Origin of the sequence: Microbispora sp. H10885 (assembly GCF_014161415.1) — a bacterium.
Classification (GTDB): domain Bacteria; phylum Actinomycetota; class Actinomycetes; order Streptosporangiales; family Streptosporangiaceae; genus Microbispora; species Microbispora triticiradicis.
On the sequence record NZ_JABBWY010000004.1, the window covers coordinates 515,426 to 536,056 of the forward strand.

The 20,631-nt window shown below is 71.0% G+C and carries 15 protein-coding genes and 1 other RNA gene; 11 read left to right on the forward strand and 5 right to left on the reverse strand.

What is annotated here, in order from left to right; all coding sequences use genetic code 11:
- Positions 1-30 precede the first annotated feature (30 nt).
- On the reverse strand, positions 31-747 hold the full coding sequence (locus HHX37_RS13595; protein ID WP_182885689.1) for an ArsR/SmtB family transcription factor: 717 nt from the start codon (positions 745-747) through the stop codon (positions 31-33).
- 284 nt (positions 748-1,031) lie between these two features.
- Here HHX37_RS13595 and HHX37_RS13600 point away from each other — a divergent pair, with 284 nt between their 5' ends.
- The 3 genes from HHX37_RS13600 (at position 1,032) to HHX37_RS13610 (ending at position 7,884) form a co-directional block, all read left to right on the forward strand.
- Positions 1,032-1,955 (forward strand): DMT family transporter, encoded by a 924-nt coding sequence (locus HHX37_RS13600; RefSeq protein ID WP_111699423.1) that lies wholly within the window; start codon positions 1,032-1,034, stop codon positions 1,953-1,955.
- A 120-nt stretch (positions 1,956-2,075) separates the two neighbouring features.
- Positions 2,076-2,897 carry a tryptophan 2,3-dioxygenase gene (locus HHX37_RS13605; protein ID WP_111699471.1) on the forward strand — a complete coding sequence of 274 codons (822 nt, stop codon included), beginning with the start codon at positions 2,076-2,078 and terminating at the stop codon, positions 2,895-2,897.
- Between the two features lie 28 nt (positions 2,898-2,925).
- Positions 2,926-7,884 carry an NAD-glutamate dehydrogenase gene (locus tag HHX37_RS13610; RefSeq protein WP_182879855.1) on the forward strand — a complete coding sequence of 1,653 codons (4,959 nt, stop codon included), beginning with the start codon at positions 2,926-2,928 and terminating at the stop codon, positions 7,882-7,884.
- A gap of 19 nt (positions 7,885-7,903) precedes the next feature.
- Here HHX37_RS13610 and HHX37_RS13615 read toward each other — a convergent pair whose 3' ends face one another.
- Positions 7,904-9,016, reverse strand: a complete 1,113-nt coding sequence (locus HHX37_RS13615) for a hypothetical protein (RefSeq protein ID WP_182885604.1) — start codon at positions 9,014-9,016, stop codon at positions 7,904-7,906.
- An 83-nt stretch (positions 9,017-9,099) separates the two neighbouring features.
- Between HHX37_RS13615 and prfB the strand changes: the two genes are divergently transcribed.
- Positions 9,100-10,218, forward strand: coding sequence for a peptide chain release factor 2 (prfB, locus tag HHX37_RS13620; RefSeq protein ID WP_111699426.1), 1,119 nt, complete (start codon positions 9,100-9,102; stop codon positions 10,216-10,218).
- Between the two features lie 11 nt (positions 10,219-10,229).
- On the opposite strand, the gene HHX37_RS13625 is transcribed toward prfB, so the two are convergent.
- Positions 10,230-10,421, reverse strand: a complete 192-nt coding sequence (locus HHX37_RS13625; RefSeq protein WP_111699427.1) for a hypothetical protein — start codon at positions 10,419-10,421, stop codon at positions 10,230-10,232.
- A gap of 179 nt (positions 10,422-10,600) precedes the next feature.
- Here HHX37_RS13625 and ftsE point away from each other — a divergent pair, with 179 nt between their 5' ends.
- The 7 genes from ftsE (at position 10,601) to HHX37_RS13660 (ending at position 18,333) form a co-directional block, all read left to right on the forward strand.
- Positions 10,601-11,290, forward strand: coding sequence for a cell division ATP-binding protein FtsE (gene ftsE, locus HHX37_RS13630; RefSeq protein WP_111699428.1), 690 nt, complete (start codon positions 10,601-10,603; stop codon positions 11,288-11,290).
- A gap of 14 nt (positions 11,291-11,304) precedes the next feature.
- A complete protein-coding gene (gene ftsX / locus HHX37_RS13635; protein ID WP_111699429.1) occupies positions 11,305-12,204 on the forward strand; it encodes a permease-like cell division protein FtsX in 900 nt (299 codons plus the stop codon).
- 66 nt (positions 12,205-12,270) lie between these two features.
- Entirely contained in the window at positions 12,271-12,753 is a 483-nt protein-coding gene (smpB, locus tag HHX37_RS13640) for an SsrA-binding protein SmpB (RefSeq protein ID WP_111699430.1), read from the forward strand.
- 3 nt (positions 12,754-12,756) lie between these two features.
- Positions 12,757-14,640 (forward strand): penicillin-binding transpeptidase domain-containing protein, encoded by a 1,884-nt coding sequence (locus HHX37_RS13645; protein WP_182879857.1) that lies wholly within the window; start codon positions 12,757-12,759, stop codon positions 14,638-14,640.
- Positions 14,641-15,005: 365 nt separating this feature from the next.
- Positions 15,006-15,390, forward strand: a transfer-messenger RNA (tmRNA) gene (gene ssrA / locus HHX37_RS13650).
- 180 nt (positions 15,391-15,570) lie between these two features.
- Positions 15,571-17,688, forward strand: a complete 2,118-nt coding sequence (locus HHX37_RS13655; RefSeq protein ID WP_182885605.1) for an NACHT domain-containing protein — start codon at positions 15,571-15,573, stop codon at positions 17,686-17,688.
- Between the two features lie 9 nt (positions 17,689-17,697).
- A complete protein-coding gene (locus HHX37_RS13660) occupies positions 17,698-18,333 on the forward strand; it encodes a GntR family transcriptional regulator (protein ID WP_182885606.1) in 636 nt (211 codons plus the stop codon).
- Here HHX37_RS13660 and HHX37_RS13665 read toward each other — a convergent pair.
- Together HHX37_RS13665 and HHX37_RS13670 are read right to left on the reverse strand one after the other, a co-directional pair.
- On the reverse strand, positions 18,306-19,349 hold the full coding sequence (locus HHX37_RS13665) for an adenosine deaminase (RefSeq protein WP_220502834.1): 1,044 nt from the start codon (positions 19,347-19,349) through the stop codon (positions 18,306-18,308). The two genes, HHX37_RS13660 and HHX37_RS13665, sit on opposite strands and share 28 nt — an antisense overlap.
- 80 nt (positions 19,350-19,429) lie before the next feature.
- The gene (locus tag HHX37_RS13670) at positions 19,430-20,509 is read right to left on the reverse strand and encodes a S1C family serine protease (protein WP_182885607.1); all 1,080 of its coding nucleotides are present in this window, start codon (positions 20,507-20,509) and stop codon (positions 19,430-19,432) included.
- Between the last annotated feature and the right edge of the window lie 122 nt (positions 20,510-20,631).

Here is a 20,631-nt window from a genome sequence, read left to right on the forward strand (position 1 = left end):
CCGTCAGCGCTTACCCCCGTCAGCGCCCGGTCAGCGCAGAGCCGCCGCCGGGAGGCCGAGCAGCTCCGCCAGCGCGCGTTCGCCTTCGGGGGTGACCTGGACGGCGCGGGTCGAGCCGATCCGCACGCACCACCCCGTCTCCAGCGCGTGGCGGCACAGCGCCGCTCCGGCGAGCCCCGCCAGGTGCGGCCTGCGCTCGGTCCAGTCGAGGCACCCGCGCGCCAGCGGGCGCCGGCCCGACGGGGCGAGGGGCGCTCCCAGGTCGGCGAACCAGCGCAGACCGGCGTCCGTGAGCGCGAAGCCGGTGTCCTGGCGCAGCAACCCGCGTTCGGTCAACGCCTCCGTGACGGCGATGCCGAGCCGGCCCGCCAGGTGGTCGTAGCAGGTGCGGCCGCGCGCCAGCGCCCCGGCCGCGCTCGCGGCCCGCAGCGTACGCGGCCGGTCCGGCCGCCCGTGCCCGGGTGCGGCCTGCGCCGCGAGGTCCTCGATCAGGTGGGCCACCTGGGCGTCCGCCAGCCGTACGTAGCGGTGCCGGCCCTGCCGTTCCGCGGTGAGCAGCCCGCCCTCGACGAGCCGGTCGATGTGCGCGCTGGCGGTGGAGGGGGCCACTCCGGCGTGCCGGGCCAGCTCGCCCGCCGTCCAGGCCCGGCCGTCGAGCAGCGCCAGGCAGAACCGCGCCCGCGTCTCGTCGGCGAGGAGTGCGGCGAGCGCGGCCAGACCGGAGGTGACCCGCCCGGAAGACGGCATGATCGGCGTGGACGGCGTGGACGGCGTGGACGGCATGGCCCCAGGATGCGGCACCCACGTTGCGCTCGCGACCGAAGAGTCCGTGGCGACAGAGCCCGCGGCGACGCGACTGGGCGGAACGCCGGGCCGTCCGGCTCCCGGGACCGCTGTCCGGCTTCCGGGACCGCTGTCCGGCTTCCGGGACCGCTGTCCGGTTCGGGGTTCTCGTCTGGTTCCTGGGGCTGCCAACCGGCTCGCGGATAATTCGTTATCGGGCGAAACGTCCTGGTCCTAACGTTGGCCGGGTGAGAACCGAAACGCGCGTCGACCGCGGCCAAGAGCTCCACCGTCCCGCGGCTCGCGCCGCCCTCGCGGCCGCGGGGGTCACGGTCCTGTTGTGGGCTTCGGCCTTCGTCTCCATCCGCAGCGCCGGAGAGGCCTACTCTCCCGGAGCCCTGGCCCTGGGACGGCTCCTCGCCGGGGCCCTCGTGCTGGGCGTGATCACGCTGGTCCGCCGGCCGGGGTGGCCGGCCCGTGCCGCCTGGCCGGGGATCGTCTGCTCGGGAATCCTCTGGTTCGGCGGCTACATGGTCCTGCTGAACTGGGGCGAGCGGGAGGTGGACGCGGGCACGGCGGCGCTGCTGGTCAACATCGGGCCGATCCTCATCGCGCTCCTCGGCGGCAGACTGCTCGGCGAGGGTCTGCCGCGCCCGCTGATCGTCGGCATGGCGGTGTCGTTCGCCGGCGCGGCGGTCGTCGGGCTCTCCATGTCCGGCGGCGGCCGGTCCTCCCTGCTCGGTGTGGTGCTGTGCCTGCTGGCCGCGGCGGCGTACGCGGGCGGGGTGGTCGTCCAGAAGCCGGCGCTCCGGCACGCGGGGGCGTTGCAGGTGACCACGTTCGGCTGCCTGATCGGGGCGGCGGCCTGCCTGCCCTTCGCGGGGGTCCTCGTCTCCGAGGCGGCGCGCGCCCCGCTGCCGGCGACGCTGAACATGCTCTATCTCGGCGTCGGCCCGACCGCCGTCGCCTTCACCACCTGGGCGTTCGCCCTGGCCCGCACGACGGCCGGCCGGATGGGCGCGACCACCTACCTCGTGCCCGCCCTGGTGGTGCTCATGTCGTGGCTGCTCCTCGACGAGGTTCCCGGCCCGCTCACGCTGGCCGGCGGGGCCCTGTGCCTGGTGGGGGTGGCCGTCTCCCGCCGCCCCGGCCGGGCCCGGACCTCCAGCTAGGTCCGGTGCGCGCCGAGTTGACGTCTGTGATGTCATGGGGTGATATCGGGTGCGGTGGTGCCGGGCTTTCGGTCAATGGGGATCGGAAAAAGGGACGTGCCCATCGTGGAGGAGTGGCGCATGCCTGCGACGCCGTACGGCCGGGCCGGGTCCGGGGACGTGCTGCCCCCTCCGCGCAGCTTCGGCGAGGAGGGCGGGCGCCTGTCCTACGGCGGCTACCTCCGGCTGCCCGAGCTGCTCGCCCAGCAGGAGCAGCGGTCCGGGGCCAGCGACGAACTGCTGTTCATCACCGTCCACCAGGTCTACGAGCTGTGGTTCAAGCTCTTGCTGCACGAGCTGGAGCGGATCAGGGACGCGATGACCGAGGGCGCCCTGTGGCGGGCGAGGCACCTGTTCCGCCGGGTGCACGCGGTCGAGAAGGTCCTGGTCGACCAGGTCCAGGTGATGGAGACCATGACGCCGCAGGACTTCCTGGAGTTCCGGTCGGTGCTCGCCCCCGCGAGCGGCTTCCAGTCGGTGCAGTTCCGGGAGCTCGAGTTCCTGTCGGGGGCCAAGGACCCCTCGTACCTCGGTAGGCTGCGGGGCGCGGGCGACGCGGAAATCGCCAGGCTGCGGCGTCGGCTCGCCGAGCCCACGCTGTGGGATGCTTATCTCACCGCCCTCTCCCAGCGTGGCCTGCCGGTCTCCGACGAGGAGATCATGGACTCCCTGCTGGCCGTGGCCCGCGACCGGGGATCGCATGACGATCTGTGGGACCTGGCCGAGGATCTCCTCACCCATGACGAGACGACCGCCCTGTGGCGGATGCGACACGTACAGATGGTCGAGCGCCAAATCGGGACGAAATCCGGTACCGGCGGCTCGTCTGGGGCACCTTATCTCCGGGGGCGGACGCGTTTGCACTTCTTCCCCCTCCTATGGGAACTACGGGCCTGGCTTTGAAATCCTCACAAGGGAGTGAGTTAGCGACATGCCGCTCGAGATGGCGCTGAACCGGCAGGAATCGGATGAAGCGCTGGACGCGCTTCTCCGCACCGCCGCCGACACCTGCGCACACGCGCCGGGAGCGCCGCACGTGGACGGGGAGGACCCCCTGACCTTCCTGCGGCGGTACTACCGGAACGTTCCCCCCGAGGACCTGGCCGACCGCGACCCGGTGGACGTGTACGGGCCCGCGACGGCCCACCGCCACCTGGCGCAGAACCGTCCGCAGGGCCGCCCCCTGGTGCGCGTCTACACCCCCACGCTCGAAGAGTACGGCTGGGATCCGGGCCGTACGGTGATCCAGATCGTCACCGACGACATGCCGTTCCTGGTCGACTCGGTGACGACCGAGCTGGACCGGCACGAGATCGGCACGCACCTGCTCATCCACCCGCAGATTCGGGTGCGCCGGGACATGACCGGCAAGCTGCTCGGCCCGGACCAGGAGCACGTCACCGGGCAGATCATCCGCGAGTCGTGGATACACGTCGAGATCGACCGGCAGTCCGATCCCGCCGTGCTCAAGGAGCTGGAAAGCGACCTGCAGCGGGTCCTGCAGGACGTGCGCTGCGCGGTCGAGGACTTCGCCAAGATGCGGGCGCTCGCCGTGCGGACCGCCGACGATCTTTCGGCCGAGCCGCCGCCGCTCGACACCGCGCAGGTCGAGGACAGCATGGAGCTGCTGCGCTGGCTCGCCGACGGCCACTTCACGTTCCTCGGCTACCGGGAGTACCGGCTTGAGGACACCGACGGCGGCGCGGCGCTGCGCGCCCTGCCCGGCACCGGGCTCGGCATCCTGCGGGCCGACAAGGCCGGGTCGGACAGCTTCGCGGCCCTGCCGCCGGAGGTCCGCGCGAAGGCGCGGGAGAAACAGGCGCTGATCATCACCAAGGCCAACAGCCGGGCGACCGTCTACCGGCCCCACTACCTCGACTACATCGGGGTCAAGCAGTTCTCCCCCGAGGGCGAGGTGATCGGCGAGCGCCGGTTCCTCGGGCTGTTCACCCATGTGGCGTACAACGAGTCGATCTCCCGCATCCCCGTCCTGCGGCGCAAGCTCGCGGAGGTGCTGGAGCGGGCCGGGCTGTCGCCCGACAGCCACGACGGCAAGGACCTCATCGAGATCCTGGAGACCTACCCCCGCGCCGAGCTCTTCCAGATCCCCGTGGACGAGCTGCTGCCGATCGCGCTCGGCGTGCTGCGGCTGCGGGAGCGCAAGCAGGTCAAGCTGTTCCTGCGCCGCGACGACTACGGCCGCTACATCTCCTGCATGATCTTCCTGCCGCGCGACCGCTACACCACCAAGGTCCGCCTGGACATGCAGCGGATCCTGCTCAAGGCCCTCGGCGGCACCTCGCTCGACTACAGCACCTCGATCGGCGAGTCGGCGCTGGCCCGGCTGCACGTGGTGATCCGCGGCGAGCGGGGCAGGCCGCTGGGCGAGACGCCGGTCGACCTGGAGGAGCTGGAGGCGCGGCTGGCCGCCACCACCCGCTCCTGGGAGGACGACCTCACCGACGCGATCAACGAGCTGTGCCCGGAGGAGGACGCGCCCGCGCTGCTGCGCCGGTACGGCGTCGCCTTCCCCGAGGGGTACAAGGCCGACTTCCCGGCCCGTACGGCGGTCGCCGACCTCAAGCGGCTGGAGGCGCTCGGCGACGAGCCGAACGCCATCGGCATGAACCTCTACGAGCCGTACGGCGCGGCGGAGGGGGAGCGCCGGTTCAAGGTGTACCGGCTGGGCGCGCCGATCTCCCTGTCGCGGGTGCTGCCGCTGCTCCAGCGCATGGGCGTCGAGGTGGTGGACGAGCGGCCGTACGAGATCGACCGCGACCACGACCCCGCCACCAAGGACGCCTGGATCTACGACTTCGGCCTGCGTTACACCCCTTCGGACGAGGTGCACCGCGACGAGTTCAAGCGGTTGTTCCAGGACGCGTTCGGCGTGCTGTGGCGCGGCGAGGTGGAGAACGACGGCTTCAACGCGCTCGTGCTGGCCGGCGGGCTGACCTGGGAGCAGGCCGAGATCCTGCGGGCGTACGCCAAGTATCTGCGGCAGGCCGGGAGCACGTTCAGCCAGTCGTACATCGAGCGGGTGCTGCGCGGCAACGTGCGGCTGGCCCGGCTGCTGGTGCGGCTCTTCGAGGCCAGGCTCGACCCCCGGCGGCCGGACGACGCCAGGCCGGAGGTCTGCGACGCGCTGACCGAGGAGATCCTCGCCTCGCTGGACGAGGTGGCCTCCCTCGACGAGGACCGCATCCTCCGGGCGTACCTGGAGATGATCCAGGCGACGCTGCGCACCAACGTCTTCCAGGCGGACCGTACGGACGGGCGGGACGCCGGGGCGGCCGGCAGCCAGTTCGTCACCGGCAGGCGCAAGCCGTACATCTCGCTGAAGTTCGACCCGCAGGCGATCAGCGTGCTGCCGCTGCCGCGGCCGAAGTACGAGATCTTCGTGTACTCGCCCCGGGTCGAGGGCGTGCACCTGCGCTTCGGCAAGGTCGCCCGCGGCGGCCTGCGCTGGTCGGACCGCATGGAGGACTTCCGCACGGAGATCCTCGGCCTGGTCAAGGCGCAGATGGTGAAGAACACCGTGATCGTGCCGACCGGGTCCAAGGGCGGATTCGTCGTCAAGAACCCGCCCCAGCTCAAAAACGGCGGGGGCGGCCGGGACGAGATGATGGCCGAGGGCGTCGCCTGCTACCGCCAGTTCATCTCCGGCCTGCTCGACCTGACCGACAACCTGGTCGCGGGGGAGGTCGTGCCGCCGCCCGACGTGGTGCGGCACGACGGCGACGACACCTATCTCGTGGTGGCCGCCGACAAGGGCACCGCGACATTCTCCGACATCGCCAACGGGGTGGCCAAGGAGTACGGCTTCTGGCTCGGCGACGCCTTCGCCTCCGGCGGCTCGGTCGGCTACGACCACAAGGCCATGGGCATCACCGCCAAGGGCGCCTGGGAGTCGGTGAAGTACCACTTCCGCACGCTCGGGGTGGACGTGCAGACCACCGACTTCACCGTGGCCGGCATCGGCGACATGTCCGGCGACGTGTTCGGCAACGGCATGCTGCTGTCAGAGCACATCCGCCTCGTGGCGGCCTTCGACCACCGGCACGTCTTCGTCGACCCCGACCCCGACCCGGCGCGGAGCTTCGCCGAGCGGCTGCGCCTGTTCGGGCTGCCCCGGAGCTCGTGGGCCGACTACGACAGGTCGCTGATCTCGGCGGGCGGCGGCGTGTGGCCGCGCACCGCCAAGTCGATCCCCCTCTCCCCGCAGACGCGCGCCGCGCTCGGCCTGCCCCACGGCGTCACCGCGCTCGCCCCCAACGACCTGATCAACGCGATCCTGCGGGCCCCGGTCGACCTGCTGTGGAACGGCGGCATCGGCACGTACGTCAAGGCGTCGTCGGAGACCCACGCGGACGCCGGGGACAAGGCCAACGACGGGCTCCGGATCAACGCGGCCGACCTGCGCTGCAAGGTCGTGGGCGAGGGCGGCAACCTCGGCTTCACCCAGCGCGCCCGGATCGAGTTCGCGCTGAACGGCGGCCTGATCAACACCGACTTCATCGACAACTCGGCCGGCGTGGACACCTCCGACCACGAGGTCAACATCAAGATCCTGCTCGACCAGGTCGTCCGCGACGGCGAGATGACCGACAAGCAGCGCAACCTGCTCTTCCTCGACATGACCGACGAGGTCGGCCGGTTGGTGCTGGAGGACAACTACGCCCAGAACGTGGTGCTCGCGGCGGCCCGCGCCCAGGCGCCGGAGATGCTGCACATCCACTCCCGCTACCTGCGGAGGCTGGAGCGCGCCGGGCTGGTCAACCGGGAGCTGGAGTTCCTGCCGTCGGACAAGGTGCTCGCCGAGCGGCGCCAGGCCGGGCTGGGGCTGGCCAACCCCGAGTTCGCCGTGCTGCTGGCCTACACCAAGCTCGTCGTGGACGCGGAACTGCTGCAGTCGGACATCCCCGACGACCCGTCCCTCGCGTCGTGGCTGGTGTCGTACTTCCCCTCGGCGCTGCGCGACCGGCTCCGGCCGTACATGGACTCCCACCCGCTCCGCCGGGAGATCATCACGACCCGGATCGTGAACGACGTGGTGAACTTCGGCGGCACCAGCTTCGTCTTCCGGTTCGGCGAGGAGACCGGCGCCTCCGCGCCCGACATCGTGCGGGCCTACCTGGTCACCCGCGAGGTCTTCGACCTGCCGTCGTTCGTCCGGCAGGTCGAGGCGCTGGACAACGAGGTCGACACCGCGACCCAGCTCGCCATGCTGCTGGAGGGCCGCAAGCTGTCCGAGCGCGGCACCCGCTGGCTGCTCGGCAACCGCCGCCCCCCGCTCGACCTCGCCTCCACGGCGCGGCACTTCATCGACGGCGCGGGCGGCCTGCTGCCGCACCTGCCGAAGCTGCTGACCGGCCCCGACCTGGCGGCGTACGAGGAGCGCAGGGACTCCTTCACGGCCAGGGGCGTGCCCGGGGAGCTGGCCGAGCGGGTCGCGGCGATGGTGCCGGCCTACTCCACCTTCGACCTCGTGGAGATCGCGACGTACACCGGCAGGCCGGTGAGCGAGGTGGCCGAGGTCTACTTCGACCTGGCCGACCGGCTCCAGCTCGCCCGGCTGCGGGAGCGGGTGATCGCGCTGCCGCGCGACAGCCGGTGGAACTCGATGGCCAGGTCGGCGCTGCGCGACGACCTGTACGCCGCCCACGCCACGCTGACCCGGGACGTGCTGATCCACAGCCGGCCGGGCCTGTCGCCGGAGGAACGGCTGGCGAGCTGGACGGAGGCCAACCAGGCCGCGGTGACCCGGTCGAGGCAGACGCTGTCGGAGATCTGGGAGAGCGACACCTTCGACCTGGCGACGCTGTCGGTCGCGCTGCGCGCGGTGCGGACGCTGGTCTCCACCAGCAACCTGCCGCACGCGGAGGCGTAGCCGCCTTCGGCGGTCCGGGTCAGCGGTTGAAGCCGCCGGTGACGACGCCCTGGTAACCGACGACGTGCACGGGCGCGGTGGACGCCTTGGGCGGCACCGCGCTCACGTACTGCTGGGTCTCGACGATCTGCCGCTTCTGGTGGATCATGAGGTCCTTCGTGGGGCTCAGCAGCCAGCGGGCCGCGGCGGGGACCGCCACCGGGCGGCCCTCGCTGCACTTCACCCCCTGGCCCTGGCCCGGCCCCTGCGCGCTGGTGATCCACGAGGACGTCCGGATCAGCGTGTACATCGTCAGCGCGCCGCCGTCGCGGGTGCGCAGCGCGAAGATCGGGTAGTTCGGCGCGGAGGCGAAGATCGACTCGTACGCCATGCAGTCGTCGGCCTTCGCCTTCGCCTTGGTCCTGCCGATCTCTTCGTAGAAGCCGGTGGTCTGCGGGCCGGGGGCGATCAGCCCGGAGGCGTATCCCTTGGGGCCCTCCTCGGCGACCGTCGCGTGCAGCGGGCCCATCAGGTTGGGACTGATCGCCACCGACGAGTCGCGCGACCCCAGGGCGATGGCGTACCCCTCCGCGTCGAGTTCGACCGCGGGCGGTTTCTCGCCGGGATTGAGCAGCGACGTGAAGCTGTTGCGCCACGGGCCGTCCTGGCCCTGCCGGACGAAGGTGAACACGCCGGTGCGGGCGCCGCCCGGCCCGCCGTGCCGTTCGGCGGTGGCCGCGAACCACTGGGCCGCGCCGCTCTGCCGGGGCACGAGCACCGTGCGGTGGTCCCAGTGGTAGCTGGCGGGCCGCCTGCCGCCCTGCGTACGGATCTCGGCGATCGTGATCGGGCGCTGGCCGTCCTGGGTGAGCTGGTAGGCCCAACGGTCGGCGTGGGCCGCCCTGAGCACCTCGTCGGTCTCCAGGAACGTGTCGAGCGCCCGTGAGGCGTCCTTCAGCGTCACCGCGGGCGGGCTCGGCGACGCCGAGGGTGAGGGGGACGGCGCGGGGCTCGCGCCACGCCCGTCGTGCCCGTCGCCCGGAACGGTGGAGACGGCCGCGGCAGGGGCCCGCGGCGGCTCCCCGCCCGAGCAGGCGAGGACCGTGGACGCCAGGAGGGCGAGGGCCAGCGCACTCCGAACGACCCCGTTCACGCCAGCCTCCCGATGCGATCGATGCACATGCTACCGAGGCGCGCTGCCTGACAGGGTCTCCGGTTCGCGTACCCTTTACAGACGTGGCAGTCATCGATCCAGCCGAAGAGATCAACGAGCTTGGCGGCACGCTGAGAGGCATCCAGGACGTGCTCGACCTCGACGCCCTGCGCAAGCAGATCGCCGAGTTGGAGGAGCAGGCTGCCGCGCCCGACCTGTGGAACGACCCCGACCAGGCCCAGCGCGTCACCAGCCGGCTCTCCCACATCCAGGCCGAGGTGAACCGCGTGGACGGCCTGAGCCGCCGTCTGGAGGACCTCCCGGTCCTGTTCGAGCTCGCGGCCGAGGAGGGCGACGAGGACGCGCTGGCCGAGGCCGACAAGGAACTCGCCGCGCTCAGGGCCGAGGTCGGCGCGCTGGAGGTGCGCACGCTCCTGGCGGGCGAGTACGACGCCCGCGAGGCCCTGGTGACCATCAACTCCCAGGCGGGCGGCGTCGACGCGGCCGACTGGGCGCAGATGCTGCTGCGGATGTACCTGCGGTGGGCCGAGCGCAAGGGCTACCCGGCGGAGGTCTACGAGACCTCCTACGCCGAGGAGGCCGGCATCAAGTCGGCGACCTTCACGGTCAAGGCCCCCTACGCGTACGGCACGCTCAGGGGCGAGCACGGCACCCACCGGCTGGTCCGGATCAGCCCGTTCGACAACCAGGGCCGCCGGCAGACCTCCTTCGCGGGCGTGGACGTCGTCCCGGTGGTCGAGCAGACCGACCACATCGACATCAACGAGGACGACCTGCGCATCGACGTCTACCGGTCGTCCGGGCCGGGCGGCCAGGGCGTCAACACGACCGACTCGGCCGTGCGGATCACCCACCTCCCGACCGGGATCGTGGTCTCCTGCCAGAACGAGCGGTCCCAGCTGCAGAACCGCGCGACGGCGATGGCCGTCCTCTCGGCCAAGCTGCTGGAGCGCAAGCGCCAGGAGGAGGCCGCGGCGATGAACGAGCTGCGCGGCGAGTCGACGACGTCATGGGGCACGCAGATCCGCAACTACGTGCTGCACCCGTACCAGATCGTGAAGGACCTGCGCACGGGGGTGGAGGCGGGCAACCCCTCCGCCGTGCTGGACGGCGACCTCGACGAGTTCATCGAGGGCGAGATCCGCTGGATGCGCCGCCAGGAAGCCGGCGACGCCCAGTAGAGACGGCGGTTCTAATAACCGCTGACGTGTCCGACCGTCGCGACCAGGGCCAGGACGAGGAGCACGATCAACGTGATGGTCAGGGGCGTCAGCCCCAGGAATCCGTGGTTGTGCAGCTTGGCGCGGCCTTCGCGGCAGACGGGGCAGCGGCCCTCCACCACGGGGCCCGCGCAGGCGGCGCAGATCAGATGTTCGCAGCTCATAGCAGCTTTACCGGCCCATCGCTCGAGGGCTAATCGTTTTGTTTCCGTTATGGACGTTCCATGCCAGTGTTACCCCTAGACTGGCCTTCGGCCAAACGGAACGTCGATCGACAGCAAAGTGACCGGCGACCCCCGTACCGGCCGTCCCACCCCCTAGACTGGCTAGCCGTGATGCGCCCGTGATCCATTTCGATAATGTCACCAAGGTCTACGCGAACCAAAACCGGCCCGCCCTCGACCACGTGAGCGTGGATGTCGACAAGGGCGAGTTCGTGTTCCTGGTCGGTCCGTCAGGGTCGGGGAAGTCCACCTTCCTCCGGCTGGTCCTGAAGGAGGAGCGGCCCAACTCCGGCTCGATCCACGTGGCCGGCAAGGATCTCGCGAAGTTGTCCAACTTCAAGGTGCCGCACCTGCGCCGCCGCATCGGCTGCGTGTTCCAGGACTTCCGGCTGCTGCCGAACAAGAACGTCTACGAGAACGTGGCGTTCGCCCTGGAGGTCATCGGCAAGCCGCGCCGGTTCATCCGCAAGGTCGTGCCGGAGGTCATCGAGCTCGTCGGCCTGGAGGGCAAGGCCCACCGGATGCCCGAGGAGCTGTCCGGCGGCGAGCAGCAGCGGGTCGCGATGGCCCGCGCGTTCGTCAACCGGCCGATGATCCTGCTCGCGGACGAGCCCACCGGAAACATCGACCCCGCCACGAGCATCGGCATCATGAAGGTGCTCGACCGAATCAACAGGACCGGCACGACCGTCCTCATGGCGACACACGACGCGGCGATCGTCGACTCCATGCGCAAGCGCGTGGTCGAGCTCGAGGACGGCAAGATCGTCCGCGACCAGTCGCGCGGCGTGTACGGCCAGGCGTATTAGGAGTAACTGGGACCATGCGGGCCAACTTCATCTTCTCCGAGGTCTGGATCGGCCTTCGGCGCAATCTCACGATGACCATCGCGGTGATCGTGACCGTGGCCGTCGGCATGGCGCTGCTGGGCGTCGGACTGATGATCAACTCTCAGGTCTCGAAGCTCACCGGCTTCTGGAGCGACAAGGTCGAGCTGTCGGTCTACCTGTGTGTGAAGGGCTCGCCCTTCGACGCGTGCAAGAACAAGGGCGCGGTCACGCAGGAGGAGAAGGGCAGCCTGGAGCAGACGATCCGGGGCCTGCCCGAGGTCGAGTCGGTGAAGTTCGAGACTCAGGCCGAGGCGTACAAGAACTGGCAGAACACCGAGAACAACACGCTGCTGCTGTCGGTGACCAAGGTCGAGGACATGCCGGAGTCCTTCCGGGTGAAGCTCAAGGACCCGGAGAAGGCGGCGGTCGTCGCGAGCAACCTCAAGGGGCAGCCCGGCGTCTCCAACGTCGTCAACGAACGCGACCTGCTCCAGTCGGTCTTCGGCTTCATGGACACCCTGCGCAACATGGCGCTCGGCATCGCGATCCTGATGGTCTTCGCGGCCACCCTGCTGATCGGCAACACCGTGCGGCTGTCGGCGTACAACCGCCGCAGGGAGACCGGGATCATGCGGCTGGTCGGCGCGTCCAACATCTACATCCAGCTTCCCTTCGTGATGGAGGGGTTGATCGCGGGTCTGATCGGCGGCGTCCTGTCCGGCGTCCTGCTGATCCTCGTCAAGATCTTCATCTTCGAGGAGATCCAGACGTACATGGTGGCGCCCCTCGGCTGGGACACCGTCGCCGGTGTGATCACCGGCACCATGGCCATCGGCGTGCTGATCTGTGTCTTCGCGTCGTTCGTCACGCTGCGCCGCTACCTGCGGGTGTGAGTTCCGCGGACCGCGTAGCTTCCCGTAGCTCGTTTTCGCCCTTCTCGGCGACGGTAGGCTCCCCTTATGCCACGTGAGACCGGGCGCAAGCTCATCGCCCAGAACAAGCGTGCCAGGCACGACTTCTTCATCGAGGACACCTACGAGGCCGGGCTCGTGCTGACCGGCACCGAGGTCAAGTCCCTGCGGGCGGGCAAGGCCAATCTGACCGACGGCTACGCCTCGGTCGAGGGCGGCGAGGCCTGGCTGATCAACGTGTACATCCCGGAGTACAGCCAGGGGACCTGGACCAACCACGCCGCCCGGCGCACCCGCAAGCTCCTGCTGAACCGCAAGGAGATCGGCAAGATCGACGCGACGCTCAAGGAGAAGGGCCTCACCCTGATCCCGCTGTCGATGTACTTCAAGGACGGCCGGGCGAAGATCGAGATCGGTATCGCCCGGGGCAAGAAGGACTACGACAAGCGCCAGACGCTGATGGAGAAGCAGGCCAGCCGGGAGATGTCGCGGGCGATGTCCAACGCCGTCCGCCGGCGGGGGGGCCGCTAGACCGTGCGCGCCAGAGTGGTACGGGCCGCGCTCGCCCTGGGGTTGACCGCGCCCTTGCTCACCGGCTGTTTCGAGGAGCCGTCGCCCCACGAGGCGGTGCGCGACTTCCTCGTCGGCTGGCAGACCGGGGACTACGCGGCCGCCGCACGGCGGGCCGACGGCGACCAGGCGGCCGTACGGAAGGCGCTGGAGGACGCCCGCCTCCAGCTGGACGCCGCCTCGGTCCGCTTCTCCCTCAAGGGGATCAGCCAGGACGGCGAGGCCGCGCAGGCCGCCTACCACGCCGAGGTGGACCTCGGGGAGAACAACCCCCTCTGGCAGTACGACGGCACCCTGCCCCTGCACCTGGCCGGCGGCCAGTGGAAGGTGCGGTGGTCGCCGAGCGTCATCCACCCGGACCTGCACGCCGGGCAGCGTCTCGCGGTCGCCACGGTCCCCAAGGGCCGTAGGCCCATCCTCGACCGCGCGGGCGAGCCCCTGCAGGACGAGACGATGCTGCACGTCGCGGGGGTCACCCCGGCCGAGGTCAAGGACCCGGCCCACCTGTGCGAGCAGTTGTCGAAGATCACCGGGTTCGCCCAGGACCGGCTGCTGAGCCGCATCCTGTCGTCGCCGCCGCAGGACTTCGTCCCGCTCGCGACGTTCGGCCGGACGAAGTTCGCCCAGCTCAAGTCCAAGCTGGAGGCCATCGGCGGGCTGCGGTTCGAGATCGACAACGCGCCGGTGGCGCCCAAGTCGCCGACGCAGATCGTCGGGGTCGTGACGGCCATCACCCCGGAGGCGGAGCAGCGGCTCGGCGGGCCGCAGCGGGCCGGCGACACCCTCGGGAGGGACGGCCTGCAGAAGGCCTACCAGGACCAGCTCACCGGCTCCACCGAGACCCGGGTCGTCATCCTGGACAACGCCACCGGGCGGCAGGTCAAGGAGCTCAAGGCGTGGCCCGGGCGGGAGAACGAGCCGGTCCGCACCACGATCGACAGCCGTCTGCAGAGCGCCGGGGACGCCGCCGTCGCGGGGTCCCGCCCGGCCGCTCTCGTCGCCGTCAAGGCGTCCACCGGCGAGGTGCTCGCCGTCTCCACCAACCAGCTTCACCAGGAGCGGGACGCGCTCGCGGGCAGGTACGCGGCCGGCACCGCCTTCTCGATCGTCGTGGCCGAAGGACTGCTCAGGTCGGGCCTCGACCCCAAGCAGAAGGTGCCGTGCAGCGCCGACCGGACGGTGGGCGGGGCGCGCTTCCAGCAGCCCGGTGTGGACGGAGTGACGGTCCCCAGCTTCCAGACCGACTTCGCCCAGGGCTGCGTCACCGCGCTCGCGTCGCTGGCCCGGCGGATCAACGGCCAGGCGATCAGCCGCAGCGCGCAGCAGTTCGGGATCGGCTCCGGCTGGAAGCTGCCGCTGCGGACCTTCAGCGGCTCGGTGCCCGCCGCCCAGGGCGACGCGGCGGTCGCGAAGATCATCGCCGGGCAGGGCGCCAAGGTGAGCCCGCTCGCGATGGCCCTGGTCGCGGGAGCCGTCAAGTCCGGCACCTGGCGCCCCCCGACACTGGTCACCTCGCCCGCCGCCCCCGACCCGGCGGTGGAGGAGGCGGGCGGGTCCGCCGCGGTCACGCCGGCCACGCTCGACCCGGCGGTCACGGCCAAGCTGCGCACGCTCATGCGGGCCGGCGTCACCTCGGGCGCGGCGGCCCCCGCCACCGCCCCCGGCGAACCCGTGTACGGAGTGGCGGCCCAGGTGACCCAGGCGGAGAAGAAGGAGCGGACGAGGCTGTCGTGGTTCGTCGGCTGGCAGGGGGACGTGGCGCTCGCCGTCCTGGTGGAAAGCGGTGACCTTCAGGCCGCTCCGGCGGTCGCGGGAGGCTTCTTCCGGGGCGCCCAGCCGCAGACCTGAGACAGAGCTGACCCGAGACAGTGCCTACCTGAGAAAAACCGGGGAGCGCGAGCAACCATCGGGGGCCCGACCGGCGTCTTTCAAGGTGACTGGGACCCGCTCGGGGGGTTGCGGGCCCAGTCGTCGTGATGAGGACAGGGCTCCATCTCGGGGGGAGCCCTGCCATCCGGACCGGCTCGACCCTGCCGGTCGGCCCCCGGGGCGCCGCGTCACGCCGCGCCCCGGGGGCCTCGGCGTCCCGGCGGGTCCCGGTGAGGCGCGGCGGGTTCCGGCGGGAGGAATCGAAGTCGCGTCGCGGCTGTTGTCATGAGTAAGCTTGTGTTGCCGGGCTCTCGGGTCCGGCTCTCAGCCTGAGATCTCGACCAGGGGGTGACCGGTTTCGACTTCGGCATTGCAAGTCAGGAGAAGCGGGTCGGGGACTGCGGACATAACCCCGTCAACACTGTGACCGCGACAATTAAGTGCCAATAAGAAGAGCACTGAGGTGAGCCAGGCTTCCCTGGCTCTCGCCGCCTAAGCAGCGAAAAACCTCTGTCAGCCCGGGAGTGCCTCCGGCCCGGAACTGACATCGCTAGGAGGCTCAACCGTCCGACCCGGTCACGGGGCCGTACGGGAAAACAAACAGTGACTGAGCCCGTCGGCGACTCGCCTGTGTGATCGCCGGGGCTGAGAAAAGCACAACAGGCTGCACCCGGAGAAGTCCTGTCTTGGTGTTGAAGGACGCGGGTTCGATTCCCGCCACCTCCACCGGACACGAGGGCCCACGGCCGCGAGCGGATGCTCGCTCCCGTGGGCCTTCGCGTTGTCCGGGCGACTTCTGCGATGGCCGGCCGTGTTTCGGGCAGCCGAATTGCCGCCCGGAGTATCCGGATGGTAACGGTTAGTGCCGATCGGCGGATCCGTCCACCAGGGGATCGCCATCATGTGCGGGTGAACCGGCGCAGATCGTGGATCGTGCTCCCGGCCGCCGCGCTCAGCGTGGCCGCCCTGGGCGCGGCCGTCGTCGTGGTGGTCAGGGCCGTGTCCTCGAAGGAGTCGCCGAACGTCGCCGACGCGGTGGCGGTCGCGCTGGCCGCCGTGACCTCGGGGATGGCGGTGCTGGGATGGGCGCGGAACAGGGCCGCGCCCCGTGCGGCCCGTCCCGATCAGGTGTCCGCGGCCAAGGACACCCTCGTCGCCCTGGTGCGCAACGCGTGGCGGGCCGAATCGATGATCCGCGGACTGGAGCCCGACCCGATTCCGGTGGTCTGGCGGCTCACCGACGACACCGGCCTGCTGCACCACCGGCACCTGATCGGCGAGGGGAGCCTCGAAGGCGTCGGCAACGCGGTCGCGGAACTGGCCGGAGACTTCCTGAAGCTCCGGCGTCGTCGTCTGGTCATCACCGGCGGTCCCGGTGCCGGCAAGACCACCCTGGCCATCCAGCTCCTGCTGGAACTGACGGGGAAGGGGCGCGACCCGGCCGATCCCGTGCCGGTGCTGCTGTCGCTGTCGAGCTGGGATCCCGCGGCCGGGGACCTGCACTCCTGGCTGACCAGGAGCCTGGAGCGCGACTACGAGGCGCTGGGCTCGGCGGAGTTCGGCTCCGGGGTCGCCCTCGAACTCGTCAGGGGCGGCCACATCCTGCCCGTCATGGACGGCCTGGACGAGTTGCCCCGCCCGCACCGGGCCGCGATCGTCAGGGCGCTCAACGCCTCCCTGGACGCGGCCGAGTCGTACATCCTCACCAGCCGTACGGAGGAGCTGGCCGAGGCCGTCGAGGACGCGAAGCAGCCGTTGCCGTCCGCGGCCGTCATCGCGCCGGCGCCGCTCACCCCGGCCGACGCCGAAGGGTACCTGCGCACCTGCCTGCCGCCGGCGCCCGGCCCGGTCTGGGAGAACGTCCTGGACGGCCTGCGTACCGGAGAGCTGAAGGGGTTGTCACAACTGACGGCAGCCCCTCTCGGTCTGTGGCTCCTGCGCGCCGTCTACATCGACCCCCAGGCCGATCCGGCCCCGCTGACCGGGCGGCTGGGGCAGGATCCCGACGAACTGCGGGGCCATCTGTGGGACGGCCTGATCCCGGTGCTTCTCGCCGCGCGTTCGCCCGGTGCGTCGCCGACCGGCCGCGCCGGGCCGCCCGAACTGACGCCGAGGCATGTGTGGGACGCCGGCCAGACGCGCCGCCACCTGAGCTACCTGGCCCGTGTGCTCTCCAGGAACGGCACCCGCGACCTGGCCTGGTGGCGGCTGGGCGGGCTGGTGCTCGACGCCGACGAGCGCAGGCGGGCGGCCACCACCACCTGCCTGGTCGTCGGCGTGCTCTTCGGCATGGTCGCCGCGTTCGCGGGGCTCCATCCGCTGGTCACCCTTCCGGTGGGCTTCGGCGCGGGACTGGGGGTGATGACCACCACCCTGCTCGGGTTCACCGGGACACCCGGTCACGTCAGCGTCGAGTTCCGCGGCAGGGTGCGGGATCTGGCACGGCAGATCACGATCGTGCTCCTGCTCAGGATCCTGATCGGGATGGTCAGCGTCTCCGGCGTGGCGCTCGTGGCCGACGCGCAGCCCGGACTCGCGATAGAGGCCGGGATCTGGGCGGGCCTCGCGCTCGGCCCGGGCCTCGTGCTCATCCAGTGGATGCAGCAGCCCACCCCTCTCACGGCGGCGACCACGCCGTACCACGCCTGGCGGGCGAGTCGTACTCTCGCCGTCCTGTGCGCCGCGGTGCCGGGAGCCGGGGGCGGGGTGTTCACCGGACTGGTGGCCGGGCTGGCGAACGGACCCTGGTTCGGGATCAGGCTCGGCGTCCTGTCCGGAGCCTTCATGGCGCTCGGGTTCGGGCTCACCATGCTCCGCCACAGCGCGTGGCCCGCGTACCTGATCACCAGCCGGCACCTGGCCGAACAGGGGAAGTGCCCGAGAGACCTGATGGACTTCCTGGACGACGCGCACCGGCTGGGGCTGCTGCGGGTGGTCGGCCCGGTCTACCAGTTCCGCCACGCCGACCTGCAGGACCACCTCGCCGCCGGCACCCGGGTGCCCGCGCGGCCGCGCGGAGGGGCCTAGAGTCGTGGCGTGCGTGGGAGGGAGTCCCATGTCAGGAGCCAGGAGGGGAAGCAGGTGGGGGAGCGGTTGGCAGAGCCGGGCGCGGAGCGTGCGGGGGAGCCGCGGGTGGTGGTGCGCAGGTCACTGCCGTCGCAGCCCGCCGTACGGGCCTCGGCCTCGCTGTTCCTGACCGAGGCCGAGCGGCAGGGGGTGCGGGCCGGCCGCACGATGCTGTACGTCGGGCCGGAGCCCGCGCCGGCGCATGTGGCGGCGGGCCTGCGGGTCGAGCCCGGGACGCCGGTGCTGGCCCGGCGCAAGCTGCTGCTCGCCGACGAGGTGCCGGTGCGGGTGGCCACCAGTTTCCTGCGGCTCGACCTGTTCGGGGGGACGCCACTGGTGGAGCCCGGTTTCCTGCGCCCCAGCCTTCAGGCGGCGATCGAGGCACTGGGACACCGCTTCGGCCGGGCGGAGGAGCATCTGATCGCCCGGCCCGCGGAAGGGGACGAGGCGGTCACGCTCGATCTCGGCCCCGGCGAGTGGGTGGTCCGGATCGTGCGCGCCGCCTACTCGGCCGACGATCTCCCGATCCACGTGCTGGAGACCGTCTGCGCCGCCTCTCGCCACATCTTCGAGATCACTCAGGTGAGCGGCGCCGACGAGTTCTGAGCGACGTAGGTGTCGATGTCCCTGAGCAGGGCCGACTTGCCCGGGCCGTCGAGGAAGGACGCCCGGACGGCGGTGCGCGCCAGGTCGGCCACCCCGTCGGCGTCCAGCGAGAGCAGTTCCGCCGCGACGCCGTACTCCTGGTTGAGATCGGTGCCGAACATGGGCGGGTCGTCGGTGTTGACCGTGACCGGCACCCCGGCCGCGACCAGCGTGGGCAGCGGGTGCCGCGCCAGGTCCGGTACGGCCCCCGTCCGGACGTTGGAGGTGAGGCAGACGTCCAGCGTGATCTGGTGCTCGGCCAGGTGCTCCAGCAGCGCCGGGTCCTGCACGCTGTGGATGCCGTGCTCGATCCGCTCCGCACCGAGATCCCGTACGGCGTCCCAGACGCACTGTGCGTCGGTGACCTCACCGGCGTGCGGCACCGAATGGAGCCCGGCGGCGCGGGCCGCGGCGAAGTGCGGTGCGAACAGCGCCCTGGGCACGCCGTTCTCCCCACCGCCGAGCCCGAAGCTCACCAGCCCGTCCGGCCGCTGGTCCAGTGCGAGGGAGAGAGTCTGGTCGGCGGCCGGGATCCCGAAGTCGCCGGGAATGTCGAAGCACCAGCGCAGCACGGTGCCGAAGTCCGTCTCGGCCCGGCGTCTGGCGTCCTCGATCACCTCGCAGAACTCCTCGGGCGCGAAGCCGCGGGCCAGATGGGGATACGGGGTGATCGTGAGCTCGGCATATCGCACCCGCTGGGCGGCCAGGTCGCCGCCGACGCCGTGGATGAGCGTCCACAGGTCCTCGGGCTTCCTGATGAGGTCCGCGACCTGCAGATAGACCTGGAGGAAATGAGCGAAGTCGCGGAAGTCGTAGAACTTCTCGACCAGGGCGGGATCGGCGGGCACGGGCGTCGAGCCTTCGTAGCGCGCCGCGAGGCCGGCCACGATGTGGGGTGACGCCGCGCCGACGTGGTGAACGTGCAGCTCTGCCTTGGGCAGCCCGGCGATGAACCGGGTCAGTTCGGGGGAGATCACGCCCCCGACCGTAACAACCGCGCGGAGGCTCGCTCCAAGCGATTTCCCGGTATCTCACACCACTTTGTCAGGATTACGGCTTATTGCCCCGCGGGCAGTTCGCTGAGCACGGCCGAGACCGTGCTTCTGGTGCCGTCCGGGTGCAGGATCTCGACCCGCGTGCTGTCTCCCGGCCGGAGCGTGGCCATGATCTGCGACAGGGCGGTGGCGGTGGGGGTCGCGGTGCCGTTGACCCGCACGATCACGTCACCGGGGCGGATGCCCGCCTTCTCCGCGCCGCCTCCTGGGGTCACCGAGCCGACCACCACGCCGATCGGGTCGCCGTTCGCGTCGACCGCGGTGCCGACCCGTACGCCGAGGGCGGCCCGGCGGGTGTTGACGACCCGGCCGTACCTGATGATCTGGCGGGCGACGTCGGTCGCGGTGTCGCTCGGGATCGCGAAGCCGAGGCCGGGCGCGGTGCCCTGCTGAGGGTCGACGGCGGCCAGCGTGGGGATGCCGATGACCTGCCCGGACAGGTCGACCAGGGCGCCACCGCTGTTGCCGGGGTTGATGGGTGCGGAGGTCTGCACGGCGTTGGTGATGGTCGCGGCTCCGCCGCCGGCGTGCCGTTCGCCCGTCACGGTGCGGCCGAGTGCCGACACGATGCCGTCGGTCACGCTGCCGGAGAAGCCGAGGGGGTTGCCCATGGCCAGCACGATCTGCCCGACCTTGAGGTTCGCGGAGCGGCCGAACGTCGCGGGTGTCAGCCCGTGGGCGTCCTCCACGCGGATCATCGCGAGGTCGCCCGCCGGATAGCTGCTCACGAGCCGGGCCTTTCTGGACTTGCCGCCGGTCGCCAGCGTCACCCGGAACTCCGTGGCGTTACCCACGACGTGGGCGTTCGTCAGGATGTGTCCCTCCGTGTCGTAGACGATGCCGGAGCCCAGCGCCTGCCCGGTGGTGATCTGCACGGTCGACGGAAGGACCTTCTTGATGACCTGCTCGTAGGCCGACTCGAGCTCCACCGCCCGCGGGGGCGCGAGTGGGGTGCTCGGCGCCGTCCCCGCAGGGGGCGGGGTGGTCTCGGCGCCGGGGGTCCGCGGCGCGCACCCTCCGACGACCAGCGCCGCCACGGCCGTGCCGGCGGCCGTACGGAGGACCTTCCGTGAGAGCTGCATAGCCCCTGTCTACCTGCGGTGATCGTGGCCGCAAGGCGGCGCGCCGCCGTGCGGGCGGGTCATGACCGGCCCCGGACCCGTTGGCGAATATTCCTCTAGAATATGGTTCTACGCGGAGTCGA

What these genes read in the sequence shown, in the direction of transcription:
- HHX37_RS13595 (WP_182885689.1), bottom strand. Translation starts at nt 747, where the DNA reads ATGCCGTCTTCCGGGCGGGTCACCTCCGGTCTGGCCGCGCTCGCCGCA.
- HHX37_RS13605 (WP_111699471.1), top strand. Translation starts at nt 2,076, where the DNA reads ATGCCTGCGACGCCGTACGGCCGGGCCGGGTCCGGGGACGTGCTGCCC.
- HHX37_RS13610 (WP_182879855.1), top strand. Translation starts at nt 2,926, where the DNA reads ATGCCGCTCGAGATGGCGCTGAACCGGCAGGAATCGGATGAAGCGCTG.
- HHX37_RS13625 (WP_111699427.1), bottom strand. Translation starts at nt 10,421, where the DNA reads ATGAGCTGCGAACATCTGATCTGCGCCGCCTGCGCGGGCCCCGTGGTG.
- ftsX (WP_111699429.1), top strand. Translation starts at nt 11,305, where the DNA reads ATGCGGGCCAACTTCATCTTCTCCGAGGTCTGGATCGGCCTTCGGCGC.
- smpB (WP_111699430.1), top strand. Translation starts at nt 12,271, where the DNA reads ATGCCACGTGAGACCGGGCGCAAGCTCATCGCCCAGAACAAGCGTGCC.
- HHX37_RS13670 (WP_182885607.1), bottom strand. Translation starts at nt 20,509, where the DNA reads ATGCAGCTCTCACGGAAGGTCCTCCGTACGGCCGCCGGCACGGCCGTG.